The organism is Serratia sp. ASV30, from assembly GCF_016428815.1.
GTDB classification, from domain to species: domain Bacteria; phylum Pseudomonadota; class Gammaproteobacteria; order Enterobacterales; family Enterobacteriaceae; genus Chania; species Chania fonticola_C.
The window spans coordinates 126,735-149,516 of record NZ_JAELTL010000005.1; the positions used below are offsets into that span (position 1 = coordinate 126,735).

The following is a 22,782-nucleotide window of genomic DNA, read 5'->3' on the forward strand; positions in this document are numbered from 1 at the left end:
TATTCCTTAGTGATCCTGCGATTTATTGTACTCAAATTGGCCGCAATGGCGCAGCTTTATTGATGTAGGCTACTGGCACTTGCAGCCAACAAAAAGGCCACCGAAGTGGCCTTTTGCAAGCTTTCAGACAAATTAATCGTAAGCATTAAGCGTGCGTTGGCACAAGGCAGAGCGCACACAGTCCTGTTTGTCGAAACGAATAATGCCGACCATCTCGTCCTCTTCGAAGCGCTCCAGCGCGTCGCTAAGGCCGGATTTCACGCCGCGTGGCAAATCGCACTGGGTAATATCGCCGTTCACGATCACCGTGACGTTCTCACCCAGACGGGTCAAAAACATCTTCATCTGGCTGGCCGTCACGTTCTGGGCCTCGTCCAGGATGACTACCGCATTTTCGAAGGTACGCCCGCGCATATAGGCGAAAGGAGCTATCTCTACCTTGCCAATTTCCGGGCGCAGGCAGTATTGCAAGAACGACGATCCTAAACGGCGTAGCAGAATGTCATACACCGGCCGGAAATAAGGGGCGAACTTCTCAGAGATATCCCCCGGCAAAAAGCCGAGATCTTCATCCGCCTGCAGAACCGGACGAGTGACGATAATCCGATCCACCTCTTTATGTATCAGGGCTTCAGCTGCCTTGGCTGCACTGATGAAGGTTTTACCGCAACCGGCCTCACCCGTAGCAAATATCAACAGCTTGTTTTCTATGGCTGATAAGTAATGACCTTGAGCTTCGGTTCTAGCCTCGATGGTAGAAGTATCCCGGCTGTCACGAGCCATGCCGATAGATTCCACACCACCCATTTGTACCAGCGAGGTCACGCTTTCTTCTTCACGCTGGCGATGACTACGAGCGTCACGACGAATGACGCGTTTGGCTTCACGACGTGCTTTGATCACTGCTTTCTGTCTTCCCATAGTGGCACCTTACAGTTTGTTTCACCTACCGCAGGGCAGCAAACACCGAGCGATTATGTTACACACGTATTAGGTTGTGGCCCCCTTTAAAGCCATTGAATGACGTGAACACCTAGCCGCCAACGGGCGCGGCTCTTTTTCACAGAACAACGAGATTGGTACAAAACAGGAGTGTGTGTTAGCCGGATTAATGCGAAAGGAAAGCCAAGAGTCGGTCAGAAATTGAGAGTCGTAGAGAGAGCCCTCGTTACAACGAGAAATCAGGGAAGGTATGTTATTTGTTGTTTGTAGCCCAACCAAGGACTTTACCATTAGCGATCCCCGCAGTGATATTTACAGCATTGAGCTGTGCACCGTGTGAAAACTACCGCCAGATGATTACAGTATAATGACATTCAACCGCACCGCGTTGCTAAAATGTAAAAAAATTTAATATTTTTTGTTTTAACTCGCTGCAATACCACTATATCAAAGCGAAAGCGACTTGGCATTAATTTATTTTATTGTTAAATATCAATTAATTGATATTAATCCCGGCGAATGACATTTAGGTTGCCGGATTAAAAATTGAGCACATAAAAAAGCGCAGCCTTTGCGCTGCGCTTCTCTGTTTTGCTGAAAAACTTAGCTGTTCAAGCCTGCAGCAAGCCGCTGGCCAAATAATCGCCACGGGTCTTGACGCCCGGTAACACAAAGAAATAGCCGCCACCGATAGGCTTGACGTATTCCTCCAGCGCTTCACCATTCAAACGTTTCTGCACCGTCAGGAAGCCCTGCTCCAAGTCGGCCTGATAACAGACAAACAGCAGGCCCATCTCCAGTTGCCCCGAATTGGAAACGCCCAGCGAATAACTGTAACCACGGCGCAGCATCAGGCTGCTCTGGGTTTGCGGTGTGCGCGGGTTGGCCAGCCGAATATGGGCATCCAGGGGGATCTGCTTACCTTCCGGATCCTTGGCATAGTCCGGTTCGTCATGCTCGTGCTTCATCCCCAACGGCGCACCGCTGTGTTTTTCACGGCCAAAGATGGTTTGCTGTTCCTGCAATGGCGTACGATCCCAAAATTCGACGTGGAAGCGAATGATACGCGCGGCCTGATAACTACCGCCAACGGCCCAGGCAGGTTCCCCCGCTTTATCACCGACCCACACTACCTTATCCATTAACGGCTTATCGCTGGTTTTTGGATTGGCGGTGCCGTCTTTGAAGCCCAGCAGGTTAATCGGCGTCTCTTTGCCCCGGCTGCGGGCCGAGTGTGCCGAGATAAAACCTTCCCGCTTCCAACGCACGCTGAGCAAGTCTGGTGAATGCTTGATGATATCGCGCAGCGCGTGGATCACCGTTTCATTGGTATTGGCACAAATTTGCAGCAGCAAGTCACCATGACACAGGGCAGCATCAAGTGAATCGTTGGGGAAACGCGTCATGGTTTGCAGGTGCAGCGGCTTCTGCGCCTGCAAGCCAAAGCGCTCATCAAACAGCGAGGTGCCAACGGAAACGGTGATGGTCAGGTTATCGGGGTAGATTTCCGGCCCCATGATACCCGAATCCATTGGTGGCAGTTTGGGATCGACCTCCGGAGCCCTACCGCCGCTGGTGAGGAACGCGATACGGCTGGTCAACAGACGAAATAGCCGTTCCAGATCCTGCTTATTGGTCGCCAGCACGTCGAAAGCCACCAGCATCATGGCCGCCTGTTGTGGCGTCAAGATACCGGATTGATGCTGGCCGTAGAACGGTTGTTTTTGCCAGCGTTCGTCCTGCGAGGTAGCCAGCGGCTCTTCTGCAGCCCGTGCCAGGGATGGCCCCGCCAACGCCAGAGCGCCCCCCATCATGCCCAGACCTTGCAACAACCGCCTGCGCGATGGCGAAGCGGCCTGTTCATCCTGAGGAAACGGCCCGTTATGCGGGCCGGTCTTATGGTTCATCATTTTCGCCTTAATCCAGACCCAGTACGCCACGCAACTGTGACAGGTCTTCTGCCAGCGTAGTGATCGGCCCTTTCATCGCATTACGATCCGCGGTGGTCAGTTTCTCGTAAGACTCATAACCCTCTGCGGTCTTATATTTAGCCAAAATGGTGTCGACGGTTTTAAAGTTGGCGTCAATCTTCGCCAGCAGTGGTTGATTGGCCTTTTCCAACAGCGGACGCAACAGGTTCACAATCTTCTGGGCGCCATCAACGTTGGCCTGGAAATCCCACAGGTCGGTCCGGCTGTAGCGGTCTTCTTCACCACTGATCTTGCTGGCCGCCACTTCTTCAATCAGGCCAGCAGCACCCCCCACCACTTTGCTTGGCGGGAAAGTCAATTCACCGATACGTTTTTGCAACTCCAGCGTGTCTTTGTACAGACCGTCGGCATACTCATTCATGCCCTTGGTGGTGTTGTCGGCGAACAGCGCTTTCTCCAGACGGTGGAAACCGGTGAATTTTGGATCTTCGGCTTTTTTCTCATAGTCGTCTTCACGGGCATCGATGCTGCCGTCCAGATCGGAGAACAGCTCGGCAATCGGTTCAATACGCTCATAGTGCTGACGGGTTGGCGCGTAAAGCTTGCGAGCCTGGGCCACATCACCGGATTTGATCGCATCGGTGAACAACTTGGTCTGCTTGACCAGCCCTTCAACTTCCTTGGTGACATAGACTTTATATTCGGCAATCGGCCCCACCAGGTCCATCACATTCGGTTTGCCATCAGCTACCGTACCCGCAGCCGTGACGACAAGCTTGCCTTTCGGGTTGCTCAACAGCCCACAGGTCATGTCATATTCGCCCGGCTCGAGGTTTGCCGTCATTTTCTGGGTGAAACCTGGCGCGATATTTTCACGCTCTTCCACCACCATCACGCCTTTGAGGATTTCCCACTCCAGGTTTTTTTGGCTGGTGTTATGCACCACAAACTGGGTTTTACCGGCGGGCAGGGTCAACTGCATCGGCTCACACTGTTTGTCGTTAACGGTCACCAAAACCCGAGGGATATCCGCCGCCAGCGCGTTGAGGCTCAGCGCGAAAGCAGGAACGGCCAGTAATGCGGCATGCAGTGCCTTGCGGCGAAATAACGGAGTAGACATACGGAGTTCCCTATTAAATTAGTGATGTGTCTTGCTTTGCGCCGGGATCGTTGAGGATTCGGAACGCTGCGGCAGGAAAAAGAAAATCAGAGCAGGGATCAGATACAGGAAATAGACCGCCACTTCGCTGACCGATGGCGCTTCCTGGTAGCCAAACATTCCCTCTAACAGGGTGCCCAGCAGTGAATGCGTGGATAGCTGGTTGCTGAGGTCGAACGCGATATCCTGGAAGTGGTTCCATAATCCAGCCTCGTGGAAGGCACGGATCGCCCCGGCGGCCAAGCCCGCAGCCACGAACAGAATAAACAGGCTGGTCCATTTGAAGAACTTGGCCAGATGCAGTTTGATACCGCCCCAATAGATCAGCATGCCCACCACGATGGCGCACGCCAGGCCAAGCATGGCACCGATTGGTGCGGCAATGCCCACATCCTGCTGAAACGCTGCCAACAGGAAAAACACCGACTCCAGCCCTTCACGGGCAACGGCAAAAAACACCATCGCCACCAATGCCCACCCTTGCCTTTTGCTCGAGTTGAGGGCGTTATCGATCGCCCCTTCAAGATGTACCTTCACCGAGCGGGAAACCTTGCGCATCCAAAACACCATATAGGTCAGGATGCACACCGCCACCACCGCAACCAGCCCTTCGAACAGCTCTTGCTGTTTTTGCGGAAACTCGCCGGTGGTTTCATTAATGAAGATACCTAACGCCAGGCACAGAGCAACGGCGACGATCACCCCAATCCATACCACACCAAGCCATTGACCGCGTTGAGTCCGCTTCAGATAGCTGGCGATCAAACTGACGATCAGCGCAGCCTCCAGCCCCTCACGGAACATGATAAGGAAAGGAACAAACATAGAATATTAACCCCTGAAAAGGCACTTGTAGTCAGCCGCTGGCACTGGGTTGACCGAGACCGCGACTATGTAAAGAAAAGTAAACCATAACGATAGTGATTATCATTCTACTGAAAAGAAAAACAAGAGGCGGAAATGTGATTTTTATTAATCAAATGTCGCTAGTTGTTACAGCTTGATGAGACGAGTGATGGGGAAAGCGGATCTCTCCCCGATTGCCGGGGAGAGATTAAGGCGGATTTAGACCGTTTTGAACTCGGCCTCTGCCAGATCAAAACGTTTAGTGATAGTTGCCGAAGGCTGGCGACCCATCAGGCTAACCACCACGATGGCGATACAGCCAAACACAAAGCCAGGAATGATTTCATACAAATCCAACCAGGCGTAATGCTTCCAGACGATCACGGTGATAGCCCCCACCAGCATACCGGCCAGCGCGCCGTTACGGGTCATACGCGACCACATCACCGAGATCAACACCACTGGGCCAAATGCGGCACCAAAACCGGCCCAGGCATAGCTTACCAGACCCAACACGCGGTTCTCTGGGTTAGCCGCCAGAGCAATCGCCACCAGCGCCACCACCAGCACCATCGCACGCCCTACCCACACCAGCTCACGCTGGCTGGCCCCTTTGCGCAGGAAAGCTTTGTACAGGTCTTCGGTGATCGCACTCGAACAAACCAACAGCTGACAGCTCAGGGTACTCATCACCGCCGCCAAAATGGCCGACAGCAAGATCCCGGCAATCCATGGGTTAAACAGCAACATGGCCAGTTCGATAAAGACCCGCTCGCCGTTTTGCGTCACATTGCCCGCTTGATCCGGGTTATTGGCAAAGTAAGCGATGCCGAAGAAGCCAACCGCAATGGTCCCCGCCAGACAGAGGATCATCCAGGTCATACTGATGCGGCGAGCGCTACGGATGGTGCGGTGGGAGTCCGCCGCCATAAAGCGCGCCAGAATATGCGGCTGGCCAAAGTAGCCCAGGCCCCAGCCCAGCAACGACAGGATCGCCACCAGATTCAGCCCTTTCATCATATCCAGATTGGCCGGGTTTTTAGCCGCGATCACCAGCATCGAACTGTCGATGCCACCCACGGCGAAAATGACGATCACCGGCGTGAGGATCAGCGCAAAAATCATCAGGCTGGCCTGCACGGTATCGGTCCAACTGACCGCCAGGAACCCGCCAATAAAGGTATACAAGATGGTGGCGGCTGCTCCGGCCCACAGCGCGGTGGCGTAGGTCATACCGAAAGTGCTTTCAAACAGGCGCGCACCGGCCACAATGCCGGAAGCACAATAGATGGTGAAGAACACCAGGATCACGATGGCGGAAATCACCCGCAGCAGTTTGCTGTTATCCTCAAAACGGCTGGTGAAATAATCCGGCAGCGTCAAGGCGTTGTTGTTGGCTTCGGTATGGACGCGCAACCGTCCAGCCACCAGCTTCCAGTTCAAGTAGGCTCCGATGGTCAACCCGATGGCGATCCAGCTCTCCGAAATGCCGGAAAGGAAAATCGCACCCGGTAACCCCATCAGCAGCCAGCCGCTCATATCGGATGCCCCGGCGGAGAGCGCGGTCACCACACTACCCAGGCTGCGGCCACCCAGAATGTAGTCGTCAAAGTTATTGGTCGCCCGATAGGCCAGCAGGCCTATTACCACCATCCCAAGAATGTAGACCACGAAGGTCACCAGCATAGGTGTGTTCATTATCTTAAACTCTCCATTTCTTATTCCCTTCCCCCTTTCAAGCCGCCGCATATTAGCAGCCTATTGAAAGTTATCGGGTATTTTTATGTCAGTAATTTCACCCGCCAAGCGCCGGAACGGGGCGCACTGCGATGAAGGCGGACGAACAGCGTTTATACCCATCATGGTCTGAACGCTGGCTATCCTAGTTGAGGCAGTCAACAACCAACAAGACATTTAACAAAAAAGTCACACGAAACTCACGCCAGGTCACATTTATTCGCCGTCAAGGTTGCACTCGCCATAGTCGAAATGAGTTGCACCTCTTACTTAACCCTGATTAACACAGGGAAATAACCTGGTCTCACTTAAAAAGCCCACTTACCATCCCGTCATCCGTAACGCTCAAGTTGTTAAAAAATCGATGGGAGTCACACTTCGCCACGGAGCACATTTAACAAGGTTGCACAAAGTTGCAACATGCAGGATATTGTCGGCATCAGAAACCTCATTACTCTACGGAGCGCCCCTAATCTCGCTGGTTGGGAGGGGTTCCAAACACAGGAGCTGGATTGGCATGGGCACTACCACAATGGGCGTGAAGCTCGATGAAGCAACCCGCGATCGCATCAAGAGTGCGGCACAACGGATTGACCGCACGCCACACTGGTTAATCAAGCAGGCTATTTTCAATTATCTTGAACGTCTGGAAAGTGGTTCCGATCTGCCAGAAATTCCGACGCTGACCGCAACCAGCCAGGCAGAAGCGGATGATGTCACGCCGCAGGTGCCCGAAGAGTCCCATCAGCCTTTCCTTGAGTTTGCCGAACAGATCCTGCCGCAGTCCGTCACTCGTGCGGCTATCACCGCCGCCTACCGCCGCCCGGAAACTGAAGCGGTGCCAATGCTGCTCGAACAGGCTCGTTTACCTGCCGATCTGGCACAGGCCACCCATAAACTGGCCTATGGCATTGCCGAAAAGCTGCGTAACCAGAAGAGTGCCAACGGCCGCGCCGGTATGGTGCAAGGATTGCTGCAGGAGTTCTCACTCTCTTCTCAGGAAGGGGTGGCTCTGATGTGCCTGGCCGAAGCGCTGCTGCGTATTCCAGACAAGCCAACGCGCGATGCGTTAATCCGCGACAAAATCAGCAACGGTAACTGGCACTCCCACCTTGGCCGCAGCCCTTCGCTATTCGTCAATGCCGCGACCTGGGGCCTGCTGTTTACCGGCAAGCTGGTGTCTACCCATAATGAAGCCAATCTCTCCAGCGCACTGAACCGCATCATCGGTAAGCGCGGCGAGCCGTTGATCCGTAAAGGAGTCGACATGGCGATGCGCCTGATGGGCGAACAGTTTGTGACCGGTGAAACCATCGCCGAAGCACTGGCCAACGCGCGTAAGTTGGAAGACAAAGGCTTCCGTTACTCTTACGACATGCTGGGTGAAGCCGCACTGACCGAAGCCGATGCGCAGGCCTATCTGGTTTCCTATCAGCAAGCAATCCACGCTATCGGCAAAGCCTCCAATGGCCGTGGCATCTATGAAGGCCCGGGCATCTCGATCAAACTCTCGGCGCTACACCCACGATACAGCCGTGCCCAGTACGATCGCGTGATGGAAGAGCTGTATCCACGCTTGCTGTCGCTGACGTTACAGGCGCGCCAATACGATATCGGCATCAATATCGACGCCGAAGAGGCCGATCGCCTGGAAATCTCCCTCGATCTGCTGGAAAAGCTGTGCTTTGAGCCGCAGTTGGCCGGCTGGAACGGCATTGGCTTTGTTATTCAGGCTTACCAGAAGCGCTGTCCGTTTGCCATTGATGCGGTGATCGACATGGCCAGCCGCAGCCGTCGTCGCCTGATGATCCGCCTGGTTAAAGGCGCTTACTGGGACAGCGAAATCAAACGCGCTCAGATGGATGGGCTGGAAGGCTACCCGGTGTATACCCGCAAAGTGTATACCGACGTTTCCTATCTGGCCTGCGCTCGCAAGCTGCTGGCGGTACCGAACCTGATTTATCCGCAGTTTGCTACCCACAACGCCCACACCCTGAGCGCCATCTATCATCTGGCAGGCAATAACTACTATCCGGGCCAGTACGAATTCCAGTGTCTGCATGGCATGGGAGAACCGCTGTACGAACAGGTGGTAGGCAAAGTGGCCGACGGCAAGTTGAACCGCCCTTGCCGTATTTATGCGCCAGTCGGCACACACGAAACGCTGCTGGCCTATCTGGTACGCCGTCTGTTGGAAAACGGGGCCAATACCTCATTCGTTAACCGTATTGCCGATGCCACCCTGCCACTCGACGAACTGGTAGCCGATCCGGTCAGCGCGGTCGAGGCCATGGCGGCTAGCGAAGGCCGCATAGGTTTACCGCATCCGCGCATTCCGTTGCCGCGTGAGCTATATGGTGAAAAACGCGTTAACTCCAGCGGCCTGGATCTTGCCAACGAACAGCGGCTGGCTTCGCTGTCCAGCGCCCTGCTCACCAGCGCAAGCCAGCAATGGCGTGCCGAGCCGATTATTGATGCTCCGTTGGATCAAGGAGTTGAACAACCGGTGATCAACCCTGCCGAACCGGGTGATATCGTCGGTTATGTCCGTGAGGCCACCGAAGGTGAGGTCAGCCGGGCATTAGACTCCGCAGCCGCAGCCGGGCCGATCTGGTTTGCCACCCCACCTTCCGAACGTGCTGCCATCTTGGAACGCGCGGCAGAGCTGATGGAAAGCCAACTGCAAAGCCTGCTGGGGATCCTGGTGCGTGAGGCGGGTAAAACCTTCAATAACGCCATCTCAGAAGTCCGTGAAGCGGTTGATTTTCTGCATTACTACGCTGGCCAAGTGCGTGACGACTTCGCCAACGACAGCCATCGCCCGTTAGGCCCGGTAGTCTGTATCAGCCCGTGGAACTTCCCGCTGGCCATCTTCACTGGTCAGGTTGCCGCCGCCCTTGCCGCCGGTAACAGCGTGCTGGCAAAACCGGCAGAACAGACGCCGTTGGTCGCCGCCCAGGCGGTACGCATCCTGCTAGAGGCTGGTATTCCTCAGGGTGTTCTGCAACTGTTGCCTGGCCAGGGTGAAACCGTCGGTTCCCTATTGGTCAATGATTCCCGTGTACGCGGCGTGATGTTCACCGGCTCTACCGACGTTGCGGGCATTCTGCAACGCAACATCGCAGGCCGCCTTGATCCTCAAGGCCGCCCGACCCCGTTGATTGCCGAAACCGGCGGTTTGAATGCGATGATCGTCGACTCTTCCGCCCTGACCGAACAGGTGGTGACCGACGTCGTAGCCTCCGCCTTCGACAGTGCCGGACAGCGTTGCTCTGCCCTGCGCATCCTGTGTGTGCAAGAAGACGTGGCAGAACACACCCTGAAAATGCTGCGCGGGGCGATGGCCGAATGCCGGATGGGCAACCCGGAACGCCTGTCTACCGACATTGGCCCGGTGATCGACGCCGAAGCCAAAACCGGTATTGAACGCCATATCCAGGCCATGCGTGCCAAAGGCCGCAAGGTGTATCAGGCGGCAAAAAGCCTGGGAGATGATGAGAAAGAGTGGGCTCGCGGCACCTTTGTGAAACCAACGCTGATCGAACTGGAAAGCTTTGACGAGCTGCAAAAAGAGATCTTTGGCCCAGTGCTGCACGTAGTGCGCTTCCAGCGTGCCAACCTGGGCGCGTTGGTCGATCAGATCAATGCTTCAGGCTATGGTCTGACGCTGGGTATCCATACGCGTATCGATGAAACCATCGCCAGAGTCACCGATCATGCCAAGGTCGGTAACCTGTATGTTAACCGCAATATGGTGGGTGCGGTGGTAGGCGTGCAGCCGTTTGGCGGCGAGGGATTATCTGGCACCGGGCCGAAAGCCGGTGGTCCACTCTATCTGTACCGCCTGCTGGCCAGCCGTCCACAGGATGCCGTGCAGCGCACTCTGAATCGCCAGGATAACGAGCGTCCTCTGGAGGCTACCGTGCGCCCTACGCTGCTTGTGCCGCATCAGGCTCTGGAACAATGGGCCGTGGCAGAGAACCATCGCGAGTTGGCAGTTCTGGCGCAACAATACGCCGAACTGGGTCAGGGTGGCACCGTTCGCCCGCTGCCAGGCCCAACCGGGGAACGCAACACTTACGCCCTGCTGCCACGTGAACGCGTGCTGTGCCTGGCGGACAACAACGCCGATGCGCTGAACCAGTTGGCCGCCGTGCTGGCGGTTGGCAGCCAGGCGCTGTGGCCGGAAGCGGAATTGCAGCGCACGCTCTATCGCAGCTTGCCAGCCGCCGTACAGGCACGGATCGGTTTCACCAAGGATTGGGCGCAGGATAAAGTCGAGTTTGATGCGGCCATCTATCACGGCGACGCCGATCAGCTGCGCACCCTGTGTGAGCAGATTGCTCAACGCAGCGGTGCCATTGTCTCGGTGCAGGGCTTCGCCCGCGGTGAAACCAATATCCTGTTGGAGCGCCTGTTGATCGAACGCTCATTAAGCGTCAACACCGCTGCCGCCGGGGGTAACGCCAGCCTGATGACTATCGGTTAACAACAGCCGTATTTCTCCCCCCAAAAGGGCGCAGCATCATATGAACTGCGCCCTTTTTTCTGCCACGCTAAACACGCCCCATGCAACCCCACCATCTCCAATTCCAACCGAAGGGGACGCAGCATGTAGCACCCCCACGTTTTACACCGGTTGAAGTTTGTCAGCATCTACGTTGCGAGCCTCTTCGCAAACCTAGCATTAACAAGGGGTTTTTTATTGCCTGCATAAAAGTCAGCCGATACCGTATTCGTCTCCTTGCCAATAAATGTGTATGGTGTGTATTATGAGGAATGAACAGGTGAAAAGTTCAGAACTGATTAAACGACTCGAAAGCCATGGTTGGGTTTTACAACGGATCAAAGGCAGCCACCATCAATTCCCCCCCAACTCACCGTTGGTGATCACCGTGCCTCATCCCAATAAGGAGGTGAAATTGGGAACGCTGCGGCAAATCATGAAGGATGCAGGGTTGCTTAATTCCTAGACCATTTCGCAATGACGAGGTAACACTATGTTTTATCCCGCTTATATACATGCCGAGCCAGATGGCAGCGCCAGCGGCTTTTTTCCCGATGTGCCAGGCTGCTACTTTGCCGGAGACAGTCTCGATCAGACCTTCCAGGATGCCAAAAGCGCGCTAGATGCCCACTTTGAATTATTGAGCGAAGAGAATCAGGCCATTCCACGCCCACAAGCAGTGTCCTTCCATCTGGCTCAGGGCAACGACGCCCTTAATGGCGGCCAGTGGTTACTGGTGGATATCAATATGGACAAATTCGATGGCCGGGCAGAACGCATCAATATCACGTTGCCCCACAGGTTGCTCAACCGCATTGATTCGTTGGTGCAGCAGCACCCGGGTTATGGCAGCCGCAGTGCATTTCTCGCCGCCGCAGCGCGTAATGAGTTGTTAAAGGCAGGATAACGAGGTTAAGGGGGCATTGCCCCCTGACAAGATCACTGATTGAGAAACTTATCCAGAAACTGCTTGGTGCGCTGATGCTGCGGGTTGGCAAACAACGCCTTCGCGGGCCCCTGCTCGACAATGCGGCCATGATCCATAAAAATGGCGCGATCGGCCACGTCACGGGCAAAGCTCATTTCGTGGGTGACGATCACCATGGTGCGTTTCTCTTCTGCCAAGGCGCGAATGGTATTGAGCACTTCGCCAACCAGTTCAGGATCCAGCGCAGAGGTCGGTTCATCAAACAAAATGACCTCGGGCTGCATCGCTAACGCCCTGGCAATGGCTACGCGCTGCTGCTGACCGCCGGACAAACGTTTAGGGTAAGCCTGTTCTTTACCGCTCAGCCCCACTTTTGCCAGCAGGACACGCGCCAGCTTTTCAGCGCTGGCCTTGGCCTCTCCTTTAACGATCACCGGTCCTTCGATGATGTTTTCCAGCACCGAACGGTGGGGAAACAGGTTGAAGCTCTGAAACACAAAGCCCACCTGCTGGCGCAGGGCCCGTACCTGATTTTTTTGTTTGCTCAGCGGGCGAGCGCTGTCGATCAAGATGTCACCGACACGGATAGTGCCAGAATCCGGCACTTCCAGCAGGTTGATGCTGCGTAGCAAAGTCGTCTTACCGGAACCACTAGGCCCGATAATCGCCACCACTTCACCCGCGTTCACCTCAAGATCGATCCCGTGCAATACGGTCTGCCCTTTGAACTTTTTAACCAACTGTCTGACTTCGATGGCGCTCATCGGCTACTCCTGATCCTGACGGTTAACGTGCGCTTCCAGACGGTTCTGCAACGCGGAAAGCAAGGTGGCCATCACCCAGTAGATCAGCGATGCCGCCAGATACATGGCGAACACTTCCAGCGTACGTGAGGTGATCAGTTGCGCCTGACGGAACAGCTCCGGCACCTGAATGGTCGCCGCCAGCGAGGTATCCTTGACCAAACCGATAAAGCTGTTGCCCAACGGAGGCAGCGCGGTACGAGCCGCCTGCGGCAGGATCACCCGGCGCAGGGTCTGCCAGGGCGTCATGCCGATACTGGCCGCCGCTTCCCACTGCCCTTTGTCGATCGAGGAAATCGCCGCACGCAGCGTTTCCGATGTATAGGCGGCGGTGTTTAACGAAAGGCCGATTAATGCCGCCGGGAACGGATCCAGCTCAATGCCAAACTGCGGCAAGCCGTAATAGATCATAAACAGCTGGGCGATCAGCGGCGTACCGCGAAACAGGGAAACGTAGATGCGTGACAGCCAGGAGATCGGCCATAACGGCGAAAGGCGCATCAGCGCCAGCAAAAAACCGAGGATCAAACCGAGCGCCATACCACCCAGACTGAGCTGGAGGGTCAACAGCGCACCCCGTAATAAAAATGGCGCTGAATCCAGCGCCAGTTGAATACTCTCTTGCATTATTTAGTTACGTCCGCGCCAAACCATTTTTCAGAGATCTTCGCCAACGTCCCGTCTTTCTGCATTTCGGCAATCGCCTGATTGATAGCGGCCAGCAGTTCCGGATTGTTTTTACGTACCGCTACGCCAGCTTCCTGGCGAGAGAATGCCGGGCCAGCGACGGCCAGCGTATCACCGGTTTTCTTCACCAGATCCAACGCCGCCAGACGGTCGACCAAAATGGCATCAATGCGGCCTACGCGCAGATCCTGATATTTGGTTGGGTCATCGTCGTAGGTACGCACATCAACACCCTGTACGTTGTCACGCAGCCACTGTTCGTAGTTGGTGCCCAGGCCCACGCCGACCTTTTTACCCTTCAGGTCATCGGCCTTGGTAATAATGCCTTCATTGCCTTTCTTCACCAGCGCCTGGATACCGGAAACGGTGTATGGGGTAGAGAAATCGTACTTTTTCTTACGCTCATCGGAGATGGTAACCTGATTGATCACCACGTCGATACGCTTGGACTCCAACGAGGCTAACATGCCATCCCATTTGGTTGGATTGAGCTTGGCCTTCACCCCCAGATGTTCCGCCAGTGCATTAGCGAAATCCACCTCGAAGCCGGTCAGTTTGCCGTCCTCGCCCTGGAAGCTGAACGGCGGATAGGTGCCTTCCAGCCCAACGATCAGCGTGCCGCGCTGCTTGACCTGATCGAGCAGGTTATCGGCCGCGTAGGTTTTCACGTTCAAGCCGGTGGTCAGCGCCACGGCCATCACCCCCAGCAGCAGTTGACGACGAAATTTTGAAAAGACCATAGACACCCCATCTGTTGTTTATCTTTTTGATTTCATGACTTTAACAGTCATAAGCACTTCATAAAGGAATATAACCTAATAACTATAGTTCTAAATGGAATAACAACTGTGCTCGGCATCAGACCTGCGGGTGATAGGCGAACAGCGCAGGAGCTCCACCAGTGTGCACAAACAGGATCGGACCTTCATCGCGAAAACGTTTCTGACTGATACCATCAATCAACCCCGCCATCGCCTTACCAGTATAGACCGGGTCCAGCAGCACACCTTCCTGCTGCGCCAGCAGCTTCACCGCCGCCATACCTTCGTCATTCGGCATACCGTACTGCGGGGCAAAATAGTCATCCCACAGGGTAATGGGGGCCAACTCGTCAATATCCAGCGAACAGGCGACCGCCTTTTGCAACTGTTCAACCTTCGGTAGCTGATCGATCACCTTGCGGGAAACGGTCACGCCAATCAGTTCGCTCTCCGGCAGCAGTTGCTGTAGCCCCACCGCCAGACCGGCGTGAGTCCCGGCACTGCCGGATGCCACCACGATCGAACTGAAGGTAACGCCATGGCTTTGCGCGGCAATTTCCAGCGCACACTGCACATAGCCCAATGAGCCGAGCGCGTTGGAACCACCTACGGGGATGACATAAGGACGGAAACCTTGGGCTTCCAAACGTGTGGCCAGATCGGCAAGTTGCATCTGCGGATCGTGCAAGGCATCGCACATCACCACTTCAACATTGAACAGATCGAGCAGCAGGCGATTACCGTTACTGAGGTAGTTTTCCGCTTTGGTATCGATGGGGTTTTCCAACAGCGCAACGCATTGCAGGCCGAGCTTGGCCGCCACGGCGGCGGTCTGGCGAACGTGGTTGGATTGAATGGCACCGGCGGTAACCAGGGTGTCGGCCCCTTGGCGTACCGCGTCGGCGGCTAAAAACTCGAGCTTTCTCAGCTTGTTGCCACCCATTGCCATCGGCGTGACATCGTCACGTTTGATGTAAATGTCGCGGCCAAGGTAGTCTGAAAGGCGGGATAACTTTTCGAGCGGCGTGGCAGAGCCAACCAAATCCAGGCGCGGGAATTGCGCCAGTTGCTGTTGCAGATCCACAACTTCCCCCAGGGAATAAAATAACGGTGTTTGAGTGATAGATTTATCAGATGTGCTCTGAATAATCACTCTTTATTCGTGGGGGTGGGTGCAAGGTAACCCGGCCAACCGACCGGGTCAGATCACTCAGTAGCTTTTTTGCCAGGCCAGGTACTGGTCGTATTTACGCAGCGCAATGCGGTAGTTATCGCTCACCGCCGGTGGCAGATCGTCAATAATACGCTGATGGTTGAACGCACTGGCAAACTGATCGGCAGGGTAGTTGTGTGCCACCAGCATTTCATCCAGGCGCCGCAGGCGCACGACATATTCACGGATGGTGCTGTGGTTCATCTCGGTTTGTTCAAACAGATACTGTTTAAACGCCATGATGTCGAAGTAGCTGGGGTGACTATTACAGGAGATTTCACTACAAAAACGGCATAGCGCGGTCAACTCGCTTTGCACGTTTTGCCAGACCAGATCGTCAATCGGCTGATCCATCCGGGCGATGGCTTCCTTATTGATGATCTTGCCACGGAACACCAGCGCCATGCGGTCAAGCACCTTCTCGCACTGGGAGCAATGGGTTTGGCTGTGTTTATAATCTTTCAGGTAGCGGCTGAGTGGCCGTTTCTTCAACTGTTTTCCTGGCATCATTTGCAGTCCATTTATTGCGGCAGTAATCAGGTTGGTTAGGGAGGCAGGCTTTGGGGTTCAGGAGTCCTGGGCCAGACGTGCCCGCAGGCGTTTAATCGCCTGGCTGTGCAACTGGCTGACTCGCGACTCACCCACATCAAGCACTGCGCCAATTTCCTTCAGATTCAACTCCTCCTGGTAATACAACGTCAGTACCAGTTTTTCGCGTTCCGGCAGCGCCTCGATGGCGTCGATCACCCGCTGGCGCAGATTGCCTTCCAACAGTTGATGCAGCGGATTGGCAGCCTCATGACCTTCCAGCACCGGTTCGGCACTGTCGCCATGCTCTTCCTGCCATTCGTCGTAGGAAAATAGCTGACTATTATTGGTGTCCAACAGGATCTGGCGATACTCGTCCAGCGAGACATCCAGCCCCTGTGCCACCTCCACTTCGCTGGCCGGGCGGCCAAGCCGCTGTTCCAACTGCTGCATCATGCGCGCCACTTCCCGAGCATTGCGGCGTACGCTGCGCGGCACCCAGTCGCGGCTACGCAACTCGTCGAGCATTGCACCGCGAATACGCTGCACGGCATAGGTCGTGAAGGCCGTTCCTTGTAGGGCATCGTAACGCTCAACGGCGTTCAACAGCCCTATTCCCCCTGCTTGCAGCAGATCGTCCAGTTCCACGCTGGCGGGCAGCCGAACCTGCAGGCGTAACGCCTCGTGGCGCACTAGCGGAACGTAGCGCAGCCAGAGAGAATTTTTGTCCATGACGCCTTCGGCGGTATACAGATCGCTCACTATGTCTAACCTGCGGATAACGGAGTCATGACTATTATCCGTAGCAGGCGCAATACCAATCGTCTGAACAGCCGTACAAAACGGGCTTTATTTGTGCCATGTAAAAACCCAGACGGCAGCAGAAGACAAAAAACCCTGCCGAAGCAGGGTTTGGATGACAAGGCTAATCGGAGAGAGTCGATTAACGCAGCAGGGTCAGTACGTTCTGGGTAGACTGGTTAGCCTGGGCCAGAACAGAGGTGCCAGCCTGTTGCAGGATGTTGGCACGGCTCATGTTGGACACTTCGGTCGCGTAGTCAGCATCCTGAATACGAGACTGGGAAGCAGACAGGTTGTTAACGGTGCTGTTCAGGTTGTTGATTACAGAATCGAAACGGTTCTGTACCGCACCCAGAGAAGAACGCAGGCCGTCAACTTGTGACAGAGCTTTGTCCAGAGTTGCCAGTGGGTCGACAGTTTTTGGATCGGTAGACTGTTGCGCGCCTTTGGTTACTTTGCCAGATGCATCTACAGTAGCTGCATAGTAAGCGTCGTTACCGTTGTCATCCTTACCTTTGATCATATAACCCGCTTTACCAGCCGGATCGGTATAGGAATGCAGTTCATCGCTGCCAGTTAAACCACTAACGGTGGTGGTACCAACTTTAACTTGAGCCTGTTCCTTGATCCCAGCGGTAGACTTAGCTGTCGCAGTGGTAGAATCCCAGGTCACTTTACCGTCAGCGGCAACAGCGGCATCGTAAATAGAGCCATCGGTAGCTTTTACAAAGAAATCGGTGCCATTCGTAGTGTAAAGCTTGCTATCGCTGGTTTTTGGCGTGCCATTCGCATCAGCCTGAATAGCCGGTGGCCCCATTTTATCAACAGCAGTCAATGCTGTTCCGCCCACTTTGGCAGTATCGATTGGGTTTGCTACGCTGAATTTATCCAAGCCCAGAGTTTTAGCATTGATATCTTTCAGATCGATATCGATGGTTTCACCATCGTTGGCACCAACCTGAATGGTCAGTTTCTGATCGCTGCTCAACACTTTCACGCCGTTGAAGTCGGTTTGCTCTGAAATACGGTTGATTTCGTTCAGACGCTGAGAGATTTCATCCTGGATTGACTGCAGGTCGCTGGATGAGTTAGAACCGTTCTGAGACTGCACGGTCAGACGACGGATGTTCTGCAGGTTGTCGTTGACTTCGTTCAGTGCGCCTTCAGTGGTCTGCGCCAGAGAGATACCGTCGTTAGCGTTACGGGAAGCCTGAGTCAGGCCCTTGATGTTAGCGGTGAAACGGTTAGAGATCGCCTGACCCGCAGCATCATCCTTCGCGCTGTTGATACGCAGACCGGAAGACAGACGCTCGATAGCGGTCCCCAGAGAAGACTGAGATTTGTTCAGGTTGTTCTGCGCCATCAACGACAGGCTGTTGGTATTAATTACTTGTGCCATAATTTGCTTTCCTTACGAATCAGTTGCGACGTTCGCATTCACAATTAAAGGGTTCGGACCTTGTTGGTCCACGGCGTCAACCACCGTCTCCTCAGGTATCGGCGCTCCCCCCACAACCTTTAGATTTTTTTTGCGTTTTTTTCACTTTTCGCCAATGGCGCGAATAACGCTGTTTTTCCCTCTTCTACTGCGCCATCGTTTTTTCTATTTATCCGTAAACTTTTTGAATACTGAGCCGATAACGCATAGAGCGTAAAAGTCATTGACCATAGGAGAATCACGAATGGCATCGATTAGTTCATTAGGCATCGGCTCAGGGCTGGACCTCAACGGCTTGCTGGACAAGCTGACCAAGGCGGAACAACAACGTCTGACACCTTATACTACTCAGCAAACCAGCTATAACGCCAAGCTGACCGCCTACGGCACGCTGAAAAGCTCACTGGAAAAATTCGATAACCTGAGCAAGGATTTGGCCAAGCCAGAATTCTTTAACAATACTACCGCCACCACTCACGATCAGTTTAACGTGACTACCACCGCCAAATCGGTCCCGGGTAACTATAGCGTCGAGGTGCTGCACCTGGCACAGCCGCAAACCTTGACGACAAAGGCCGATATTAAAGATCAAGCGGAAAAGCTGGGCACTAGCGGCGCCAGCGATCGTTCGATTTCGATCACCGCCGGCAACCCGCCCAAAGAGGTCAAAATCCCGCTAGGTGACGATCAAACCTCACTGCTGGAAATGCGTGATGCGATTAACGGCGCCAAAGCCGGGGTGAACGCCACCATCATGCGCGTGGGTGACAACGACTATCAGTTGGCCATCAGCTCCTCCACCACCGGCGAAAAAAATACGGTCAAGGTGCAGGTTAATAATGACGATAAACTGGGGGCGATCTTAAATTATGATCCTACCAGCACCAGCAACGCGATGAAGGAAACGGTCAAAGGCCAAGATGCCGAGTTGACCATTAACGGCACCACCATCAAGCGCAGCACCAATTCGGTCGCCGACGCCCTGCAAGGGGTGACGCTGGATCTGAAAACCACCACCAAACCGGGCGAACCGCAGAACCTGGTGGTCACCGGTGATAAAAGCGGCACCTCGGACAAGGTCAAGGCTTGGGTTGATAGCTATAACTCGCTATTGGATACCTTCAATTCCCTGACCAAATACACCCCGGTGAAAAGTGGCGAAGAGCAGAGCGCCAAAAACGGAGCATTGCTGGGCGACAACACGCTGCGCGGCATCCAATCCTCCATTAAGAGCGCGCTGAGCGCCGCACAGGACAACCCGGAGCTGAAAGGCTTGGGTAACCTGGGTATTACCACCAATACCAAAACCGGCAAGCTGGAATTGGACAGCGAAAAGTTGAAAAAAGCGATCGATGAAAAACCCGATCAGGTAGCCAATTTCTTCGCGGGTGATGGCAAGGAGAGCGGTATGGCGACGGAAATCCACAATGAGATCCAAAACTATATCAAGGCCGGTGGCGTGATTGAGAACTCGACCAAGAGTATCAATACCAACCTCGACCGTTTGAATACTCAAATCACCCGCGTGACCGAAAGCATTCAAAGCTCCATCGATCGTTACAAACAGCAATTTGTTCAGTTGGATACCATGATGTCGAAACTGAATGGTACCAGTAATTATTTAACCCAACAGTTCACGTCTAAATAGGCGCGTTAACCAGGTAAAATAGCATGTACAACCGCAGCGGAACCCAGGCTTACGCCCAGGTTAGTGTAGAAAGTGGCGTGATGGGTGCCAGCCCGCACCAGCTCATCGTGATGCTATTCGACGGGGCGCTTAGCGCCCTGCTTCGTGCACGCATCCTGATGAATCAGGGGAATATCGCCGGCAAGGGGCTGGCGATCTCAAAAGCGATTAATATCATTGATAACGGGCTAAAAAATGGCCTCAACCATGAACAGGGAGGGGAGATCGCCGATAATCTCGCAGCCTTATATGATTATATGAAACGCCGTCTGATGCAGGCCAACCTGCACAACGATGTCGCGGCCCTTGACGAAGTCAGCGGGCTGCTGGAGAACATTGCCGACGCCTGGCGCCAAATTGGCCCCAATTATCAACCCGTTCAGGACGGCGTATAATGGAACACCACCAACAACTGCTATCGGCCTATCAACAGATCCATACCCTGAGCGAGCAGATGATCACCCTGGCGCAGGCTGGCCAGTGGGATGCGCTGATTGAAATGGAGATCGTCTATGTACAGGCGGTAGAAAAAACCGCCCAACTGGCGGGTATCCCTGAGCCATCTTCGAGCTTGCAGGATATTTTACGCGGTAAATTGCAGCAAATCCTCAACAACGAAACCGAACTGAAGCGACTGATGCAGCTACGCATGGACGAATTAACGGTGTTGATCGGGCAGTCTACCCGCCAGAGCGTGGTCAACAGCACCTACGGTCAATTCCATGACCGCGCTTTGCTGCTTGGTGAGCCGCAACCAAGATAAATCTTATGTTTTACCGTCTATCCTAAGTAATTAATAGGATAAAACACTATTATTATCCCGTTGCACCATAATATAAACGCATGAGATTTGAATAATTCGTATGGCAGGTAATGCATGAAAATGCAAACCGCTGGCACTATTGCCGATTTAATGGATAACACTTATCCCGACACGGACGTTTTCTGTTCAACAGGAAACTGATTCTTGACAAGTAAATTACCGAGTTGTGATCGGCAACAGGCGAAAAAATGTTGCTCCATCCCCCAGCAAAGCGTAAAGATATTCGTAGATAATAACGATGAAATGAATATTGATGGAACGCTTAATTAATTTTTGTCCTGGGATCGGTGCCTCAGCACACATCATTCAGCATACTGAACTGCGACTTCCGTCGCTCTATTTTGAGCAGACGCATCTGTTTTTGATCCAACAAGGGCAAACACGTATACGGTGGCAGCAGCGGGAGGTGGTAGCTCGCGCTGGGGAGCTGTTGATCGTAGAAGGTGGGCTAACCGCCGATGTGATTAATAGCCTTTCAGACAGTGGAATATTCAGTTGCCAACTGCTGATTTGCGATCCCTTGCTGTTTGATACGCTAGCCAATGCGCCTATCGCGCCGCCGCCTATCCCTTTCACCGGCGTCACTACGCTGACGAAGCTGCCCTGCCCGTTTTTGCACAGTTTTGAAACCGCTGCACTGGCACTGACGCTGCACGATCGTTTTCCCCAGATGATTATCCACCATAAAATGTGCGAAATCCTACTGTGGCTGGCACACCTGGGGATTCGCTTTATTCACCAGGAAGCCAATAATCTGACCCAGCAGGTGCGCCGCTTGCTGGCAAGCGATCCGCAACGGATTTGGACCGCCGCCGAAGTGGCTGAAAATCTGATGATGAGCGAGGTGGTGCTGCGGCGTAAACTGTCGGCGGAGAATAGCGCCTTGCGCAGCCTGATGATCGACGTACGTATGAGCCGCGCGCTGCTCTTATTGCAGGCCACAGACTGGCCGATTTCCGCCATTGCACAATATGTGAGCTACGAGAGTTCTTCCCGGTTTGCCGAACGCTTTCGTAAACGATTCGGCTTCGCGCCTACCGCCATCCGTGGACACCAGCGAATTATGCAGCCCACCGCCGTGCAGCCCCCGGCATATCCATGGCTAAATACGGTAGAGGAATAAGTGCTGATTTTAACAACGGCAGGCTGAGGATGTGACTAAGGCCACCCTGAGTGGCCCGTACATCAGTTGAGTTTAACTAACGCATAGGTCAATACGGCCAACACAATTAACATGACAATACTGAAAAAACGCCATCTTACTTCACTTTTAGTGCTCATCACCTTTCCCGAATAAATACTATTAGCGCGATTATTTCCATAGAGAAAATAACATCCTTGCCAAAGCCGTGTATCGTTTGTCTTATCCACAACGGCATCAGCCTACTCCAAAGCACGATCGAAAAAATAACAACTACCGCACAATAGGAATTAGGTCTTTCAATAAAACAGAGGTATTTCTTTAAGTTACACAGTTCGCGGTTCTGTGCCAGTGCTTGAATGAGACTCAATCGCCTCACCGTCAGCCAATACTTTTTACGTGGGCTACGAGTGACAGAGAACGACTCCACTTAAAAATATAAGATAGCTCCTGGGGGCCATAAGGATATATCTAATTTGCACACCGGTTAATTGACATTCAGGACAATAACTACAAATATTAGCTTAATTAACCAATTCAAGGAGGATAAGATAATGGAGTATTTGGTAGCATCGCTGACTGTTTTATGCCTTTTTTCCTTTAAGAAACACGCCAAAGTTATTGATAGTAAAAAGATTGGCGTCGCCCATAAAAAACACCGCCGACGCTCAAGACACCGGCTCGCCATGATTTATTGATTGGGCAAACGGGCCGAAAATCAGAGAAAATCACATTAGGGAGGCTTACGCCAATACCTGTCTCTTATACACATCTGACGCTGCCGACGATGCCAACTAAAAAAGGGGGTGGGGGGGGGGGGGGGGGGGGGGGGGGGGGGGGGGGGGGGGGG

General features: G+C 53.8%; 19 protein-coding genes. 7 read left to right on the forward strand and 12 right to left on the reverse strand.

Features of this window, described 5'->3' with window-relative positions:
- Positions 1-132: 132 nt before the first annotated feature.
- The 5 genes from phoH to putP form a co-directional block, all read right to left on the reverse strand.
- Positions 133-921 (reverse strand): phosphate starvation-inducible protein PhoH, encoded by a 789-nt coding sequence (phoH, locus tag JHD74_RS03530; RefSeq protein ID WP_021180979.1) that lies wholly within the window; start codon positions 919-921, stop codon positions 133-135.
- 632 nt (positions 922-1,553) lie between these two features.
- The gene (gene efeB, locus JHD74_RS03535; RefSeq protein ID WP_074028546.1) at positions 1,554-2,849 is read right to left on the reverse strand and encodes an iron uptake transporter deferrochelatase/peroxidase subunit; all 1,296 of its coding nucleotides are present in this window, start codon (positions 2,847-2,849) and stop codon (positions 1,554-1,556) included.
- Positions 2,850-2,859: 10 nt separating this feature from the next.
- The gene (gene efeO / locus JHD74_RS03540; RefSeq protein WP_074028545.1) at positions 2,860-3,993 is read right to left on the reverse strand and encodes an iron uptake system protein EfeO; all 1,134 of its coding nucleotides are present in this window, start codon (positions 3,991-3,993) and stop codon (positions 2,860-2,862) included.
- An 18-nt stretch (positions 3,994-4,011) separates the two neighbouring features.
- Positions 4,012-4,857, reverse strand: a complete 846-nt coding sequence (gene efeU / locus JHD74_RS03545; protein ID WP_199061705.1) for an iron uptake transporter permease EfeU — start codon at positions 4,855-4,857, stop codon at positions 4,012-4,014.
- Between the two features lie 240 nt (positions 4,858-5,097).
- The gene (gene putP, locus JHD74_RS03550; RefSeq protein WP_029711311.1) at positions 5,098-6,576 is read right to left on the reverse strand and encodes a sodium/proline symporter PutP; all 1,479 of its coding nucleotides are present in this window, start codon (positions 6,574-6,576) and stop codon (positions 5,098-5,100) included.
- 556 nt (positions 6,577-7,132) lie between these two features.
- Here putP and putA point away from each other — a divergent pair.
- From putA to JHD74_RS03565, 3 genes are all read left to right on the forward strand, one after another.
- Positions 7,133-11,104, forward strand: a complete 3,972-nt coding sequence (gene putA, locus JHD74_RS03555) for a trifunctional transcriptional regulator/proline dehydrogenase/L-glutamate gamma-semialdehyde dehydrogenase (RefSeq protein ID WP_199061707.1) — start codon at positions 7,133-7,135, stop codon at positions 11,102-11,104.
- A 298-nt stretch (positions 11,105-11,402) separates the two neighbouring features.
- Complete coding sequence (locus JHD74_RS03560) at positions 11,403-11,588, forward strand: type II toxin-antitoxin system HicA family toxin (RefSeq protein ID WP_199061709.1); 186 nt, start codon at positions 11,403-11,405, stop codon at positions 11,586-11,588.
- Positions 11,589-11,615: 27 nt separating this feature from the next.
- Entirely contained in the window at positions 11,616-12,029 is a 414-nt protein-coding gene (locus JHD74_RS03565; protein ID WP_065684215.1) for a type II toxin-antitoxin system HicB family antitoxin, read from the forward strand.
- Between the two features lie 32 nt (positions 12,030-12,061).
- Here the strand turns inward: JHD74_RS03565 and tcyN are convergent, their stop codons facing one another.
- The 7 genes from tcyN to JHD74_RS03600 all read right to left on the reverse strand — a co-directional run bounded on the left by tcyN (position 12,062) and on the right by JHD74_RS03600 (position 18,242).
- Positions 12,062-12,814 carry an L-cystine ABC transporter ATP-binding protein TcyN gene (gene tcyN, locus JHD74_RS03570; RefSeq protein WP_021805696.1) on the reverse strand — a complete coding sequence of 251 codons (753 nt, stop codon included), beginning with the start codon at positions 12,812-12,814 and terminating at the stop codon, positions 12,062-12,064.
- Between the two features lie 3 nt (positions 12,815-12,817).
- Entirely contained in the window at positions 12,818-13,480 is a 663-nt protein-coding gene (gene tcyL, locus JHD74_RS03575) for a cystine ABC transporter permease (RefSeq protein WP_021180972.1), read from the reverse strand.
- Positions 13,480-14,280, reverse strand: coding sequence for a cystine ABC transporter substrate-binding protein (tcyJ, locus tag JHD74_RS03580; RefSeq protein ID WP_024528878.1), 801 nt, complete (start codon positions 14,278-14,280; stop codon positions 13,480-13,482). The genes tcyL and tcyJ overlap by 1 nt, the downstream gene beginning before the upstream one ends.
- A 118-nt stretch (positions 14,281-14,398) precedes the next feature.
- On the reverse strand, positions 14,399-15,385 hold the full coding sequence (locus tag JHD74_RS03585; protein WP_024528879.1) for a D-cysteine desulfhydrase: 987 nt from the start codon (positions 15,383-15,385) through the stop codon (positions 14,399-14,401).
- Positions 15,386-15,511: 126 nt separating this feature from the next.
- Positions 15,512-16,021, reverse strand: coding sequence for a flagella biosynthesis regulatory protein FliZ (gene fliZ, locus JHD74_RS03590; RefSeq protein ID WP_024528880.1), 510 nt, complete (start codon positions 16,019-16,021; stop codon positions 15,512-15,514).
- Between the two features lie 60 nt (positions 16,022-16,081).
- Positions 16,082-16,804, reverse strand: coding sequence for an RNA polymerase sigma factor FliA (locus JHD74_RS03595; protein WP_024528881.1), 723 nt, complete (start codon positions 16,802-16,804; stop codon positions 16,082-16,084).
- A 181-nt stretch (positions 16,805-16,985) separates the two neighbouring features.
- Positions 16,986-18,242 (reverse strand): FliC/FljB family flagellin, encoded by a 1,257-nt coding sequence (locus tag JHD74_RS03600; RefSeq protein ID WP_024528882.1) that lies wholly within the window; start codon positions 18,240-18,242, stop codon positions 16,986-16,988.
- Positions 18,243-18,525: 283 nt separating this feature from the next.
- On the opposite strand from JHD74_RS03600, the gene fliD reads away from it, so the two are divergent.
- From fliD to JHD74_RS03620, 4 genes are all read left to right on the forward strand, one after another.
- Positions 18,526-19,929: a flagellar filament capping protein FliD gene (fliD, locus tag JHD74_RS03605; protein ID WP_024528883.1), complete on the forward strand. Its 1,404-nt coding sequence runs from the start codon at positions 18,526-18,528 to the stop codon at positions 19,927-19,929.
- Between the two features lie 23 nt (positions 19,930-19,952).
- Positions 19,953-20,363 carry a flagellar export chaperone FliS gene (fliS, locus tag JHD74_RS03610; protein ID WP_024528884.1) on the forward strand — a complete coding sequence of 137 codons (411 nt, stop codon included), beginning with the start codon at positions 19,953-19,955 and terminating at the stop codon, positions 20,361-20,363.
- On the forward strand, positions 20,363-20,731 hold the full coding sequence (gene fliT, locus JHD74_RS03615) for a flagella biosynthesis regulatory protein FliT (protein ID WP_024528885.1): 369 nt from the start codon (positions 20,363-20,365) through the stop codon (positions 20,729-20,731). Before fliS ends, fliT begins: the two co-directional genes overlap by 1 nt.
- 313 nt (positions 20,732-21,044) lie before the next feature.
- Positions 21,045-21,914 carry a helix-turn-helix transcriptional regulator gene (locus tag JHD74_RS03620; protein ID WP_024528886.1) on the forward strand — a complete coding sequence of 290 codons (870 nt, stop codon included), beginning with the start codon at positions 21,045-21,047 and terminating at the stop codon, positions 21,912-21,914.
- The last annotated feature ends 868 nt before the right edge of the window (positions 21,915-22,782 follow it).